Source organism: Motiliproteus sp. MSK22-1, from assembly GCF_001968815.1.
Classification (GTDB): domain Bacteria; phylum Pseudomonadota; class Gammaproteobacteria; order Pseudomonadales; family Balneatricaceae; genus Motiliproteus.
In genome coordinates this window covers 130752-145320 of sequence record NZ_MIEQ01000046.1, presented here as the reverse complement: position 1 = coordinate 145320, position 14569 = coordinate 130752, and the positions used below count along the sequence as shown (strand labels likewise).

The following is a 14569-nucleotide window of genomic DNA, read 5'->3' as shown; positions in this document are numbered from 1 at the left end:
TATCAACTATCGGAAAACATAGGCTGTATTTCTTGGCATGTGGACATTATTTGGCTGTTATGAAGAACGTTGCTATAATCGCAGCTCTTTCTTTATAGGTGATTTCCCTTATGTCGAAGACTGTAATTGTTGCCGCAGATAAGATTATAGACGGCCAGGGAAATTTGGATCGTAGCCAAGCGATGGAAAGTCGCATTCGGTCGCAGAATATTACGCCTGTAAGTCTTGTCATTGATCCGCTAAAGGCGGGTTGGCATAGCCCTGTCGCCGACAACCATTTTAGAAGCGGTTGTGCTCCCATTGAGGCATTAAAGCGTGCTTTTGAGCTCATTAATAATGATGGAGAGCATGCAGTTATTATTAGTGGTGAAGAACTGCTGAAAACTGGCTATGACCGGGAAGAGCGTTTGCGCCTGATGGCTATCTATGGCTCCGACTACCCAATAACCGAGGCATACAATGAGCTGGCAGGGCAGTTTATTCTCAACTCAGGGGCTTCTGAGTCGCTATTCAAGCAGTGTGCTGAGGGGTTGTTTAATAACTATAAGAAAACGTTCCTTGCTGATGCCATTGCAAAATCTCAGGGTGATCCTCAGATTCCGGGAGATAAATGGTTTAATCCGATCACCTCCAGATTTCGTGGGGTAGACTGCGCAAATCCGCTAATCGATTTTAATGGCCGATTGGTTTTGGTCAGCGACGCTCTTGCTCGTGAACTGGGCGTAGGGGCTCAGCAACAAGTTGCAGTGTCTGGCGTTGATGTACAGATTCTCGATGGGGATGGGCGTGAATACATTGATCAGATATCTACCTATGAACATCTGCGACTTAGTTTTTTGAATAGCTGCGAGCAGGCCGGAGTGAATTTCTCTTCCCGGTTCAAAAATCAGCAGGCGTTACTTGAAGTGTACAGCTGCTATCCGGTTGTACCTATGGCTTTCATGCTTGTGAGCGGACTTATTCGTACACTGGCTGAACTACCTGAACTTCTCAAAAGTTACGCAGTAACGGTCACCGGAGGAATGAATCTGGCCCGCGCCCCATGGAATAATCCGGCATTAAACGGCCTGATCACTATGTATCAGCAGCTTCAGGCAGATACTCCCCAAAAGTTAGCAGCTGTTCATGGCAACGGTGGATTAGGCTATCGACAGGGCGTTGCAATTCTGGAGCAGCTAGATTAAGCCTAACTGCTCGCTGTTGTCTTCAGGTTTCTTTGATTCTTCTAGCTAGGGCAGAGGGCTTTTCAATTGAAAGGCCGAAACTAGGGGTTTAGTTCCTTAATCGCCAGTTGGAGGCTTTCATAATCCCAATCTGAGCCGTCTGGTTGCTTGTGGTTATGCTCGTTGAGCTTTTCTATCATCAGCTTTATGTTGTCACCCTTTTTCTGATAGCCATGGATCAGGTGTTTTAACTCTTCCAAGTATGCTTGCTCCTCACCACTTGGCTGAGAAGTGGAATCAGATTTGCGCTTGACCGTTGCTTTAAGTTGTTTCACTGTCTAGGTTCTCCTGCACTGGTTGACTCTGATCTTCCTGAATTTACTTCATACTAATGTAAAAAAGTTACCAGTGTGAAGCCCTAATTGATCGTAATCACATCATCAATGAGTTTTATGGAAAATAGAAACCGACAGGGTTAAAAAATGGCAACAACCTTGATGCTCCCCGGCCATCTATTGTCAATGGCAACACAGGCAACCGCTAAAGCGCTTTGCTCAGGTGACCTGAAACATATTGATACTGAGCTGAATATTTATTCAGAGGCTGGTATAGACTTTCAGATTCGTGTATTGGCAAATCTTGCCAATAAATCCGGCGTGACTAGGGAGCTGAGGCCAAGTGGGTCGTCATCGCCTGAAAGGCTGTTGAAGCAAGCAGTCAACAAAGCAAGGAACCCATTTCTGCCCTTTGAGCCAAGCATGTTTGTATGCGATCTTGGTGAAACTCACGCTGTTCTGCTTAATAAGTTTAACGTCGTCAATAATCATCTGCTTATTATAACCAAGCACTTCGAGGATCAGCGCTCGGCGCTTTCTAAAGCAGATTTATCCTACCTGTCTGTCGCAATGCAGGCGTTTCCGGCCCTTGGTTTTTACAACAGTGGAAATGAGGCGGGAGCAAGTCAAAAACACAGGCATCTTCAGTTATTGCCAACAGCAGAGTTGGCTACCAACATCCCAATAACGCCAGTTGTATTAAAAAATACGCTACATAGTGTTAAGTATTGTTTGATATCATCGTTGAAAAAAAATGTTGATGCTCGAACAGAACAGCTTTGGGAATTCTATAGTCGATCAATAGAACAATTATCACTCAACGGGGGCGAAGGATTTCTCAAACCCTATAATCTGTTAGTGTTTGAAGACTGGGCACTGATAGTTCCCAGATCCCAAGAGTCAGTGAAAGGTATTTCCATAAACAGTCTAGGGTTTGCCGGTTTGTTTCTAGTTAAAAATAACGAAGAGATGAGGACGCTTCAGCAGCATGGGTTGCTGAAGGCCCTGTCAGCAGTTGCGGTCACCAGATAAAATAGCTATCAGTCTCGACGGAGCTTGTCGGAGACCGCAATAGGAGATGGATAGTTGAATACCACGATATAGGACGATATTAAAAACGTCAGTATGGCCGTGGCTTGAATGACGTGAGAGGCCTCTTGGCCGATCAGTGCATTACCAGCAGCAAGGTAGGCGATTAGCAACGAAAACTCACTGATCTGGCCTAGTCTGAAGCCAACCTCCCATGCCAAGGGCTTGCTTTCGCTAATTCGACGTAGCAAAAACCGGAAGATTACGGGCTTTAAGGAAATAACCAGTGCAGCCAAAACCAGAGAGGGAAGAATAATATCGCCGAGTAGTCCTAAATTAAAACTTGCACCAATGGAGAAGAAAAACAGGATCAGGAAAAAATCCCGCAAGGGCTTTAAGCTCTCTGCAATATACTGAGATATAGGGCTTGTTGCGAGACTGACGCCGGCGATGAAAGCGCCAATCTCAGCGGATAGTCCAGAAAACTGAGCGGCTTCAGCCAACCCCAGACACCATCCTATTGCAACCAGGAAAATATACTCGTGAAAGCGGTCAAACTTTTGAATCAGTTTTAGTAAAACATAGCGTACAAAGACAAAGGCGCCGCCAATAATCAAGGGGAGGGCGATCAATGTTTTTATATACGCCATGTAGTCAGTCTCTCCTGAAGTGCCACTATAAAGAGCCAAGAGGACCATAATTGCGATTACGTCCTGCAGCAGCAACAATCCAACAACAAGCTCTCCCGTATGTTTATGATGAAGAACTGTCGTCGGTAGCAGCTTAATGCCGATAATTGTGCTGGAAAACATGACTGCCAAGCCTATTATCACATTCTCAACATGAGTAAACCCGAAAGCCCAGCCGGTCCCATAACCAAGCGCGGCGAACAGAATGGAGCTCATGACAGCGACCACTGTCGCCTTCTTTAGCATGTGAACAAGATGGCTGGGCTGCATGTCGAGGCCCAGCAAAAACAAGAGAAAAATAATTCCCACGTGAGAAATATCGGACAGCAGACTTGTATCTGTCACCAAGGCAGCACCATAAGGCCCCAGAATGGCACCAAGTACGATATAAGCGACCAAAAGAGGTTGTCTGGTATAGAGAGCCAACGACGCTAAAACTGCGGCGCCTGTGAATATAAGAAAAAAAGAAAAAACGAGGGACTGTTCCATTAATTCAGCAACAAAATTGATTAGAAATTCAAGCTTTTATAACATATTCAGCAAGCGGAATCTTGTTCATGTGATTGTGAATTGCAAATTTTTGCTCAATGTATCAGCTGCTCGGCAGCAGTCTTGAAGGAGCGAAAAAATACTTGATTAAAACAGTTGGGTTTATAATGATCAAAGTATGGCTTAGAATAGTGCCATATATTGAATAGCCAATAGGTTTGCAGTGAATATGGAAAATGTTGATATAACCATCACCGATGGCGCCCAGGATTATTTGGCCGAATTGCTCGAAAAGCAAGACGGAGATGACGTATCTGTGAGAATGTTTGTGACGCAGCCGGGTACCCCTTATGCGGAAACCTGTCTTGCGTATTGTCGCCCGGAGGAAGTTCAGGAAGGGGACGTTTGTATAGAACTGACTAAGTTTAAAGTCTACTTGGAGCCCAATAGTCTGATTTACCTTGAGGAGGCTCTGGTCGATTACTCTACAGATCGAATGGGCGGACAGCTGACCATCAAGGCTCCTAATGCAAAAGTACCCAAAGTCAACGCCGACAGTCCTATTGAAGATCAGATCAATTATGTTCTTTATAACGACATAAACCCCGGGTTAGCCTCCCATGGTGGCGAAGTATCCCTGATAGAAGTTGTGTCAGAGGAAGCAGGGGATGTCGCTATTCTTCGATTTGGAGGAGGTTGTCAAGGCTGCAGTGCTGTTGATTTAACACTAAAAGACGGTGTCGAAAAAACACTGATCGAAAAAATACCGGCACTTGCTGGTGTGAAGGATGTGACAGATCACACAGTAACTGACAACGCATTCTACAAGTAGATCACAATACCTGTTGATCGGGAGTTTAAAAAGCTGAGCAGGAAATTTATTTCAAAATTGCTCAGCTTTTTTCTGCTCTGCTTCTAAATAATTTATTTTTATTATTCAACAGCATAAAGAATGTTTTTCTAGTTGATTCTATGTTGGGTTGGTTGTTTTTTGCGGCTAGCATGGGACTGACCATGTCCAATCTATCCTCGACAAAGATGAAGATAATATTAAGCAGAAAAGGGTTTGACTCTGGTTCAGGGGGCTGTCCAAGTCCAATTTTCCCTGATGGTCGTCTTCAGTCCTTGCCGATACCGGACAATGATTCGCAGATAGAGTATGGTCAAATCAGTCTGAACAAAAGCGATGCCATGGGAGATATTGTCGAGCAGCTGACTCGAGGTAAATATTCTGCTCAATCAACTGCGCATCTTGATCCCGATCTTGAAGAAGATGCCTTACCCCGAAAGCCTGGCTGGAACCCGGTATTGGGTCAAGCGGGTGCTGCTCAGGGACATCTAAGAAACAATGCCGTAGAAGCAGGAGACCTGTTTTTGTTTTTTGGGTTGTTTCGACCTGTTATCAAGAATCGTAACCATTGGGTTTTTGATAAAACTCAGTCGGCCAGGCACGTTATTTGGGGCTGGCTCCAAATCGGCAACATTATTCAAGTAACTGAAAATACGTCATATGAACAGCCATGGTTAGCTTACCATCCGCACTTAGCCAGCCTGAGTGATCCCAACAATCACCTGTATGTAGCAACTAAAGACCTCACTTTTGAAGGAAAAGCTACAGGAAGTAGTGGTGCTGGAGTTATCACTCACACCTCAGAGCTTATTACTTTGACCGAAAAGAACTCTCCAAAACCCAGCATCTGGACACTTCCTGACTGGTTCTTTCCATCGAAGGAGAGACTGGCAATGACCTATCATCGAAAGTTGGATCGCTGGTCCAAACGTAACGGAAAAACCCGTTTACAAAGTACAGCCAGAGGGCAGGAGTTTATTCTGGATGCTGACCAATACCCTGAAGCACTAAACTGGGTGAAGGAAATCGTTCAGTCATAAGCGCGCATCGACTCTCCACAGTTGTAATCAAACAGGGCAATAAATTATTTCGAAAGCATTGAACCTTTATATTTCTGTAGAAGGTTAGTAAGCCCACGCCGCCATCAAAGGACCATATTTGTTGGTCCTTATAATTATCAATTTAACATAATATATATTATGCGAAGTTAGATAGCGAGCAGAACAGGGCGCTTGGATCAGAATTTCAGGCTGGCTTTTTAGTTTTTGCAACCTACGGTTCTGCATCCCGATTCCAGCACTCCGCAGTATCACTTTTCCAGATAACCTAGAGTGGTATCCGGCAGTGAAAGACCTCTTTTTTGCCAATAGACTTTATTCTGAAGCTACATTTAATTACACAAGCGTTTAAATGCCGTCTATTATTGGCTATAAGCTCTGGATTGATGAATGCGTTTACAGTCCCATCCGCTATGGAGGTTTAAGGACAGTACAGCGTTGCATTGTTTCAACAAGACTGAGGTAAATTCGCAATGGTGGACAAAAAACTCGAGTACCGATTCTGCTACCAGGCCAAGGCTTGGTACCGGCTGTCTGAAACATGGTATGAGTGCCCAGGGATTACATCCACATTCTGGGTTTCGCAAGAACTGAAGGACTATCAAAATTTTCCAGATAAAAACCGATGGCTCAACTTAGAGGAAATTATGCAGAATGAGGAGCTTATATACAGCCAGGCTTTTACTGAGGCTTCCTTGTCAACGCATCAGTGGATAAGCAGCGAAATTGGCTGGGTTGAAGCTGTACGGGTAGAAATTTCAGAACTTAAATTTGACCCTGTCAGTCCTCAAGAAACCTATCAGAACATCCGCGCCACAGATAGCTCTGCACTATGCCCTGTCATTGAGTAGTATAGGATCATCAGTAAATTGGTCTATTCTATAGCCAGTGGATTTCTGAGTTTCTGAAGCCGATGGTAAAAAATGGATAATTCAACGTTAGAAAGAAATCGTTTCTCGAAAGAACAGTTAGAAAAATTAAACGCTCAGTTTTTGGAGCGCGTAGAGACACAGATAGAAGCAATTGGGCTGATTATAAAAAACAAAACCCCCCGCCTTTCTACAGCTGACCTTCAGACCGCACAGCAACTGCTCCACACATTATCAGGTGCCGGTGGAACCTTTGGTTTTTCGGAACTCAGCCAGGCTGCAAGAACAATGGAGCAAACTGTCAAGCACTGGTTGTACAGGAAAGAAGCACCATCGCCGGATGAGCGGGCTCAGTTTGAAAAGGATGCTGTTGCGCTCGCTCAAACACTCAAAAAAGGTGATTAATCCTGCTCTTGTAAAAAGTACCGGCTTTCAAAATCCTTCGCAGGCGTTGGCTTACCGATAAAGTACCCTTGGATACCATCGCAGTTCTCTTTTTTAAGCACATCCAGCTGCGCTTTTGTTTCTACCCCTTCTGCCATTACGTTTAATCCCATCGCGTGTCCCATCGCAATAACAGATCTGACAATGGTGACGTCGCTCTTCACTTCACAGATTTCTTTTACAAACATCTGGTCAATTTTAAGTCGATCGACCGGTAAGTTTCTCAGATAGGACAGTGATGAATAACCAGTACCAAAGTCGTCTATAGATAACATGATTCCCATACTTTTAAGTCGTTCCAGCACCCCTGTTTCCGCTTGTCTCATGACGACTCCTTCCGTTACCTCCAGTTCCAGATTGTGACCCGAAAGTCCCGTCCGGTCTAAGATATCGGTAACAACATCAATAAAGTCGTTCTTCTGTATTTGTCTTGAGGATATGTTCACGGCAACTCTAAAGTCTTTGTTGAAGGTCTTGGTCCATTCTGCTGCTTTAGCGCAGGCCTCAAATAACACCCAGGATCCCAACTCATGGATAACAGTGGATTCTTCTGCTATTGGAATGAACCTTGACGGGGAAACTTGGCCTAGGTCTGGTGAAAACCAGCGCACGAGGGCTTCTGCCCCTGTGATTTTTCCTGTTTCAAGTTCTACCTGAGGTTGAAAATGGACCGCCATTTCACCCTTCTTGATTGCATTACGAATACCTGATTCCAGACGAACCCGCTCGTGGGCGGATTCCGTTAGTTCGGTTGTATAGAATTCATAGTCATTTCCACCTTTCTCCTTAGCCCGGTACATTGCTGAATCCGCATTTCTAAGCAATGTCTCACCAGTAGCGCCGTCGGTGGGAAATACGCTGATTCCCATGCTAATGCTGGTGTAAAGATGGTGTTCGTTGATCTCAAAAGGCTCCAGAAACATACCGATTACTTTTTCAGCAACCACGTATACTTCTGATATTGTTGAATAGTTTTCGATAAGAATAGTAAATTCATCGCCTCCGAATCGAGACAAACTGTCGTTCTCTCGGAGCAGAGTTCGAAGTCGCTGAGCTACTTTAATTAGAAGTTCATCCCCTACTCCATGGCCTAGACTATCGTTAACGTGCTTAAAACGATCAAAATCAAAAAACAATACGGCTATCGATGACTGTTCCCGCTTCGCCCGAGCAATACTGTGTTCTATTTTTTCTGTGAACATCAATCGATTGGAAAGTTGGGTGAGAGGGTCATGGAATGCTAACCAGGACAGTTGCTCCGCTGATTTTTTTACTTCACTGATATCTGAAAATACACTAACATAGTTAACGATCTTATCTTCTTCATTCCTGACGGAGCTGATACTCAGCCAGGTCGGAAAAATATCTCCGTTTTTACGCCGGTTCCAAAGCTCTCCATGCCAGCTGCCCTTAAGGTTTATTTCGCACCATATTTTTTCGTAAAAGGCCTTATTTTGTTTGCCTGAGTGTAAAACGCTCGGGAATGCTCCGATTACTTCTTCTTCACTGTAGCCTGTTATTTTTTCGAAGGAAGGGTTTACAGAAATGATCTGTGTGTCGGCATCAGTGATGATGATTCCATCTTTTGTGCTTTCAAATACAGTAGAAGCAAGTTTATCCTTTTCGTTAGCTGTTTTAATCTCCGTAATATCTGTTAGCGTTCCAATATAACCGACAAAGCTTTTGTTAGCATCAAAGCTGGGAACGGCTTCACAGATAATCCAGACGATGTCACCATCATCTTTTAACAATCTAAACTCTTCATGAATGTTATGGTGTAAAGAAGTCGCCCGATCCCATCGAGCAATAACCCGTGCAGAGTCATCGGGAAAAATATTCTCATTCCATCCCTCCTCCATGCATTTTGTTCGTGATTTACCAATAATTTGAGAGGTTGTTTTGTTGACGTAAATAATTTCCCCAAAACAGTCTTTACGGAAAATACCTACGGGTGATAGGTCGGCTAGTAATCGAAATCGACCTTCGTTATTTTTCAACTCTTCTTCGATCTGCTTCCGGTCCGTTATATCCTTGGCGGAGACAACTAAACCGGTGATATTTCCTTTCATGTCCATATAAGGCTCGTAACTCACGGACATATGTCGATGTTCCTGAGTTGAAGTTCCGACAGAAGTTTCAAATTGTTGTGGCTTCCCTTCAAAGGTTCGATCAATTCTTTTTTTAGCTTTCTCATAGAAGAATTCACGGCCAAGGACTTCTTCTACTGTTTTTCCCGTTATATCCATTGAATGGTTGCAAAAAGCTTTTGCATAGGAGGGGTTGGCAATAACGTAGCGATACTCTCTGTCTATCATCGCTAACATGTCTTGACTGGTTGACACCATCAATCGATATTGACGTAACCGATCATTTGGACTGATAACAGTGACTGCTTTACTGTCAGAGACAACATTCAATTTACCGTTATTGTCTGCACTGCCTGGTGTCCTCAGCTCACCGCTTTGATGACTTTCAGTGCAGTTTTCAGAAGCGGCCAGCCTGGCGGCAATCGTCTTCATTAAAACTAAATTTCTTCTGAATAACGCCAGTTCATTATCATTAGGCGGATGAAGCGTCGCTCTCCATTCATGCTCTATTGATCCTAGGAACGCTGCCTGCTGACTTACCGTTTGAAAATTAAAGGTCAAAGCGCTAGAGGCAATCGATTTCAGCAAAGCGCTGATCGCTATACAGGCTTTCTCAAATTTGTCCTGGGCTTGCAGATCTATCATCTCTAGACCAATACTGTCTATCTGTCCGATTAAGCGCTCAACATATTTTTTGCGGAGCAATTTCATGGATTCTTCAATGTTATTTTCTTTACCCTTTTCTGCCGTTTTGCGAGGGTCAGCTCCCCTGTTTTGGTTTCCTAGCAAGATATCAGCTCCCTTCTCGACAACTGTTTCCTATTACTTTAGCAAGATCTGAACCATATATAAGAAATAGAAGAAATAATCATAACCTGTTGTTATTGTTTTTCTTTTAAAAAATTAGCAGAAAATTAATCTGTATTCCCAGGCGTTTTTCGCTTAGTGCAAATTTTTAATATGCAAATTGCAAATGCAAGAAACTGGCACATACTCTATGTATCGAAAATTCTCAGGGATTAGATAATGGATAGACGATCCTTACTGGTTATCGAAGATGATGACCTTTTACGTTCAGCGTATCTGGCATTTATAGATCAGCTAAACCTCAAGACGTTCAGTGCGGGTAGTATCGAAGAAGGAGTGGCCATATACACTCGTGAACGCCCTGACGTTGTTTTGCTGGATCTTTTACTTCCTGATGGGCATGGATTGGAATTTTTGACCAGAGTCAGCGATGCTGAGGCGAATATTATTGTGGTTACAGGGGAAAATAGTGTTGAAAGTACCCGTAAAATGCTGCTGGCAGGAGCTAAAGATTATCTGTTAAAGCCTATTAATAGTGAGAGACTGCTGACTACAGTAGAAAATACACTTGAGCGTATTTCACTAAAAAAACAAATCAACTCCATTACTTCTGCACTACCCGACGCCCCTATTCCTGAATTTATTGGTAATTCTTTACAGATAAAAACAATCTATAAAATGGTTGAAAGTGCTGCCAGCTGTAATGCCAGTGTTTTTATTGGCGGCGAAAGTGGCACAGGAAAAGAGCTTTGTGCCGAGGCAATTCATCGACTCAGTCGTCGTTCCACAAATCCTTTTGTAGCACTGAACTGCGCAGCAATTCCTGCCGATTTAATGGAAAGTGAGGTTTTTGGGCATCGCAAAGGGGCTTTCAGCGGCGCGACGGAAGCCAGAGCCGGTGCAGCCGGACGGGTTAAGGGGGGGACGTTGTTCCTTGATGAAATCTGCGATATGGATTTGGGCCTACAGGCGAAACTACTGCGTCTTTTGCAATCAGGTCACTATCGACCGGTCGGCAGTGATGTTGATACTCATATGGATGCAAGAATTATCTGCGCATCAAATAAGAACCCGCTAGATGAAGTCAATAACGGTAGGTTTAGAGAGGATCTGTATTATCGACTCTGTGTTTTGCCGATCAACATGCCCCCCTTAAAAGAAAGGGTTGGTGATGTAAGACTACTGGCAAACCACTTTATTAACTACTACGGCCGAAAACTCAACCGAAATCCGCTGCCAAGGTTTACCGAAAGTGCCCTCGCTACACTAGAGGGTTATTCTTGGCCGGGTAACATCCGGCAGTTGGGTAACATTGTTCAGAACCTGATTATAATGAATCAAGACAATGAAATAGGCGGTAATATTGTTATTGCGCTGCTGAGGCAATTGGATGCTGATGATAGCCACTTTAATTCCAATGACGGGAAGGATAAAGACCGTCGCGGTTTTCCCTGCAACTCCCTGACGAATGGGTTTGGTCAAATACGACCCTTATGGATGCAGGAAAAGGAAATTATCGAACGAGCAATTGAAATTTGCCAGGGAAGCATTACCGAAGCTGCCGATCGACTCGAAATTAACTGTTCGACCATCTACCGGAAGAAAAAGCAGTGGGCAGAATTGAATGTCTGATCAACATTGTTTCTAACTCAGAAGTTGCCTGCTTTTATATCAGAAGTTGCCTGCTTTAACAAAGCCAGGCAACTTAAATTTTGACAGGCTGATCGGACAATCGAATTGATTTATCTTATTGGCTTGTCGTTTAAGCGGTAGCTGGGATTTCAGTCTTTACTACCCGTTCACTGTAATGGGTATAACTTTGGGGCGAATATCTTAGTGCCAAAGGAGTCAATAGGGCCATAACTACTCCCATGAATATCCAAACCATATTTAATTGACCAAAACTGTCACGGATCCAGCCCGCCATCAGAGGCGCTATAGCTGCCAGGATATAACCACCGCCTTGCACAAAAGCCGTTAAATCACCCGCCAGGGAGGGGGTGTCGAAATGCTCGGATGCTACGATAAGTGAGAGTGGGAAGTGTATTCCAATACCCATACCCAATAAGATTGTTGATAAAAGTGCAAGCTGGACTGGATACAACACCAGCGACGCGAGCCCTGCTACCGTCAATGCGATTGATATCAACAGCAGACCTCGCTTATCTTGTATGTGTTTGATCTTTGCTGATAGTAAAAGGGCTGTTATTAACTCAACAATAATAAAGCAAGTTAGTAAAAAACCAGATGTTTCTGCAGTAATACCCTGTTCGGAAAAATAGGCAGGTAACCAGGCAAGAACCAGCATGAACACGCCGGTACCGACACCAAAAAATGCAAGCAACGACAGGCTCCGAAGGTCTCTGCGATAATGCGGTGCTTCAGTAGCTGCCTGGGAGTGAAGTGTCGTTCGATCTGTAGAGGCAGTAAGCTGCCAAAGAACTATGGCCAATACTGCTGGGATAGCCCATAAAGCCAGTGCAGATTGCCAGTTAGAAAGCTCTGCTAAATATACTGCACTACCAGCAGCCAAAGCGGCCCCTCCGACAATAGCACTGGAATACAAACCAATCATACTGCTTGCGGACTCAGCAAATACTCGTTTGATATACCCTGGAAACAGCGTCTGGACTATTGCGATACCTGCTCCAGCAACAATTGCTGATGTAAGCATGACTCCGTCACCATCCCCCCAGATGCGCCCAAAGCACGCTAGTCCGATAGCGGTTACACCAAGTGTAATGCCATTTTTTTCTCCCAGTGTTTGACGTAATGGTTTAGCCAGTAACGCCCCAAACCCCATTAGCAGTAAAGGCAGAGTGCTTAACAGGCCAATGTCGAAAGAGGTTAATGTTGTAGAAGTCAGCATCCGCTCTATTAACGGAGCAATAGAAGCGATAGCAGGACGGAGATTAATAGCTACGATAACCAGAACCGCAGCCATCAGAGCCGTTCTTTTTTTCAGAGTTTGCTTGGTTTTCATGGGTTTTCCTTAATGTAATGATCGTTACAAAACAGGTTAAAATAAGTAAAGAAAAGGTTTCTCTGTTTGGTGATTTTTTAGTGCAAAAGACGAAGTGCCTGATCTATTGTCCGTTCCAGTATCAAAGAATCGGTAGCCGATTTTGATTGAACTCGTATTCCTTGTAATAAGGTAAGCAGTAGCTCTGCACTCCCTGTCGGGTCAAGCTCTGCATTGAATTCACCGTTGCGCTGTCCCCGCTTGATCGCCTCGGTGAAAGCCTGCCGCAACAGATCAAAATGGCGCTGTAACATTTTCGCAATCCGCTCATTTTGCCCTGCCAACTCAATTGCTGTATTAGTAACCAAGCACCCCAATCGCTCTGGCACTTCCGGCTCAAGGGCCGATATGAATACTTCTCTGATTGCTGCTTCTGGTGAAGCCTCCGTATCGGATAGTGTTTTGGCTACCTGGCGAGTGCAGGTTAGATAACAATCAAGTGAGCGTTCAAAAAGAGCCGCTTTACTGGAAAACGTATTATACAAGCTACTTCGGCCCAACCCGCTTGCTTTAACCAAATCTTCTGCTGAGGTTGCCAAGTAACCTTTACGCCAAAAGGCTTTCATCACATCCTGCAATACACGGTCTTCATCAAAAATACGTGGTCTGGGCATAAATTAGCTTCTCTTTAAATTGTAACGATCGTTACATTATTGTTTTGACCTTATCTTGTCAATCGATTTTTACAGGTAGGTATCCCGGTGGATAAGTTGATTTTTAGTAAAGCTTTTCTGTGATAGCTGGGGCTATCTATGAATATGCTCACGGAGCTATTGTTCAGTACTGCCGAAGCCTTGTCGCAACCGTTCAGGGTGACCGTTAGTCATTCCTGAGATCGGTTGCTGAAATGATCAGAATGTCTGCTGATAAGAACGCTATGACGTAAGAGGCTTTATAGGTCGTCTGCGATTAGCTTTCATGGGATGAAATAGAAGTCTATGCCTCGACAATTCCATGCCGAATTGCCATATGAATCAGGTCAGATGTTTTGGCCAGTTCCAGTTTGGTAAGAATATTCGATCTATGTACGTGAACTGTTTTTTGACTGATAAACATCGAATCGGCTATTTGAGCCACGCTGGAGCCTCCTGCCAGCTGAGTGAATACCTGTAATTCCCGTTTTGTAAGCAGATTCAGCTTCGATGCCTTTTTGCCATCCAGTTCTTTTTGGATACTAGGGGCTACATATTCGTTACCGTGATAAACCTTGCGTACAGCATCAATAAGTTCTTCTGGTGCACATCGCTTGGTTAGATAGCCCTTGGCCCCTGCCTGCAATACCCTCGAAGGATAAGGTTCACATTCCTGCACCGTAAGTACCAGAATATTTGCTTCAGGTGCTACAGCAAGGATTCGCTTAATGGCTTCAAGGCCGCCGACACCGGGAGGCATCGATAAGTCCATGACTACAACATCCGGACTATGCTCCTGATAAAGGCTGTAGGCATCTTCTCCCGTCGCCGCTTCTGCAATAACGCTTATATCATCCGTATTGTCGAGTAGTCGGCGAAAGCCAGCTCTGACAATCTCATGATCGTCAACAAGCATGACTGTGATCACATTCAGCATTCTTTTCCTCCGATGAAAGTGTGCCTCGAATGATTTTAGATCATTGTCAGTTAAAAAGCATTTGCCAGAACAACATTATTTTGTCGATTATCAAATAGTTAGATAACAGATTAAAATCACAAGAATTTTCGGCATTCGCGAGTGGAATGTCAGGAAAG

The 14569-nt window shown here is 44.1% G+C and carries 13 protein-coding genes; 7 read left to right on the top strand and 6 right to left on the bottom strand.

What is annotated here, in order from left to right; genetic code table 11:
• Nucleotides 1–110 precede the first annotated feature (110 nt).
• Nucleotides 111–1184: a hypothetical protein gene (locus BGP75_RS14090; protein ID WP_076719458.1), complete on the top strand. Its 1074-nt coding sequence runs from the start codon at nucleotides 111–113 to the stop codon at nucleotides 1182–1184.
• A gap of 80 nt (nucleotides 1185–1264) precedes the next feature.
• Here the strand turns inward: BGP75_RS14090 and BGP75_RS14085 are convergent, their stop codons facing one another.
• On the bottom strand, nucleotides 1265–1498 hold the full coding sequence (locus BGP75_RS14085; RefSeq protein WP_076719457.1) for a hypothetical protein: 234 nt from the start codon (nucleotides 1496–1498) through the stop codon (nucleotides 1265–1267).
• 147 nt (nucleotides 1499–1645) lie between these two features.
• On the opposite strand from BGP75_RS14085, the gene BGP75_RS14080 reads away from it, so the two are divergent.
• Nucleotides 1646–2530 carry a hypothetical protein gene (locus BGP75_RS14080; protein ID WP_076719456.1) on the top strand — a complete coding sequence of 295 codons (885 nt, stop codon included), beginning with the start codon at nucleotides 1646–1648 and terminating at the stop codon, nucleotides 2528–2530.
• Between the two features lie 8 nt (nucleotides 2531–2538).
• Here BGP75_RS14080 and BGP75_RS14075 read toward each other — a convergent pair whose 3' ends face one another.
• Nucleotides 2539–3705 carry a cation:proton antiporter gene (locus tag BGP75_RS14075; RefSeq protein WP_076719455.1) on the bottom strand — a complete coding sequence of 389 codons (1167 nt, stop codon included), beginning with the start codon at nucleotides 3703–3705 and terminating at the stop codon, nucleotides 2539–2541.
• 229 nt (nucleotides 3706–3934) lie between these two features.
• On the opposite strand from BGP75_RS14075, the gene nfuA reads away from it, so the two are divergent.
• The 4 genes from nfuA to BGP75_RS14055 all read left to right on the top strand — a co-directional run bounded on the left by nfuA (nucleotide 3935) and on the right by BGP75_RS14055 (nucleotide 6887).
• Nucleotides 3935–4537 (top strand): Fe-S biogenesis protein NfuA, encoded by a 603-nt coding sequence (nfuA, locus tag BGP75_RS14070; protein ID WP_076719454.1) that lies wholly within the window; start codon nucleotides 3935–3937, stop codon nucleotides 4535–4537.
• A 182-nt stretch (nucleotides 4538–4719) separates the two neighbouring features.
• Nucleotides 4720–5595, top strand: a complete 876-nt coding sequence (locus BGP75_RS14065) for a hypothetical protein (protein ID WP_198939360.1) — start codon at nucleotides 4720–4722, stop codon at nucleotides 5593–5595.
• 491 nt (nucleotides 5596–6086) lie between these two features.
• Nucleotides 6087–6464 (top strand): hypothetical protein, encoded by a 378-nt coding sequence (locus tag BGP75_RS14060; RefSeq protein ID WP_076719453.1) that lies wholly within the window; start codon nucleotides 6087–6089, stop codon nucleotides 6462–6464.
• 72 nt (nucleotides 6465–6536) lie between these two features.
• Nucleotides 6537–6887: an Hpt domain-containing protein gene (locus tag BGP75_RS14055; protein WP_076719452.1), complete on the top strand. Its 351-nt coding sequence runs from the start codon at nucleotides 6537–6539 to the stop codon at nucleotides 6885–6887.
• On the opposite strand, the gene BGP75_RS14050 is transcribed toward BGP75_RS14055, so the two are convergent.
• The gene (locus BGP75_RS14050) at nucleotides 6884–9802 is read right to left on the bottom strand and encodes a bifunctional diguanylate cyclase/phosphodiesterase (protein WP_076719451.1); all 2919 of its coding nucleotides are present in this window, start codon (nucleotides 9800–9802) and stop codon (nucleotides 6884–6886) included. The two genes, BGP75_RS14055 and BGP75_RS14050, sit on opposite strands and share 4 nt — an antisense overlap.
• A gap of 237 nt (nucleotides 9803–10039) precedes the next feature.
• On the opposite strand from BGP75_RS14050, the gene BGP75_RS14045 reads away from it, so the two are divergent.
• Entirely contained in the window at nucleotides 10040–11452 is a 1413-nt protein-coding gene (locus BGP75_RS14045) for a sigma-54 dependent transcriptional regulator (RefSeq protein ID WP_076719450.1), read from the top strand.
• Between the two features lie 130 nt (nucleotides 11453–11582).
• On the opposite strand, the gene BGP75_RS14040 is transcribed toward BGP75_RS14045, so the two are convergent.
• The 3 genes from BGP75_RS14040 to BGP75_RS14030 all read right to left on the bottom strand — a co-directional run bounded on the left by BGP75_RS14040 (nucleotide 11583) and on the right by BGP75_RS14030 (nucleotide 14411).
• Nucleotides 11583–12803, bottom strand: a complete 1221-nt coding sequence (locus BGP75_RS14040; protein ID WP_083704822.1) for an MFS transporter — start codon at nucleotides 12801–12803, stop codon at nucleotides 11583–11585.
• A gap of 77 nt (nucleotides 12804–12880) precedes the next feature.
• Complete coding sequence (locus BGP75_RS14035; protein ID WP_076719449.1) at nucleotides 12881–13456, bottom strand: TetR/AcrR family transcriptional regulator; 576 nt, start codon at nucleotides 13454–13456, stop codon at nucleotides 12881–12883.
• A 322-nt stretch (nucleotides 13457–13778) separates the two neighbouring features.
• Entirely contained in the window at nucleotides 13779–14411 is a 633-nt protein-coding gene (locus BGP75_RS14030) for a response regulator transcription factor (protein ID WP_083704821.1), read from the bottom strand.
• Nucleotides 14412–14569 lie beyond the last annotated feature (158 nt).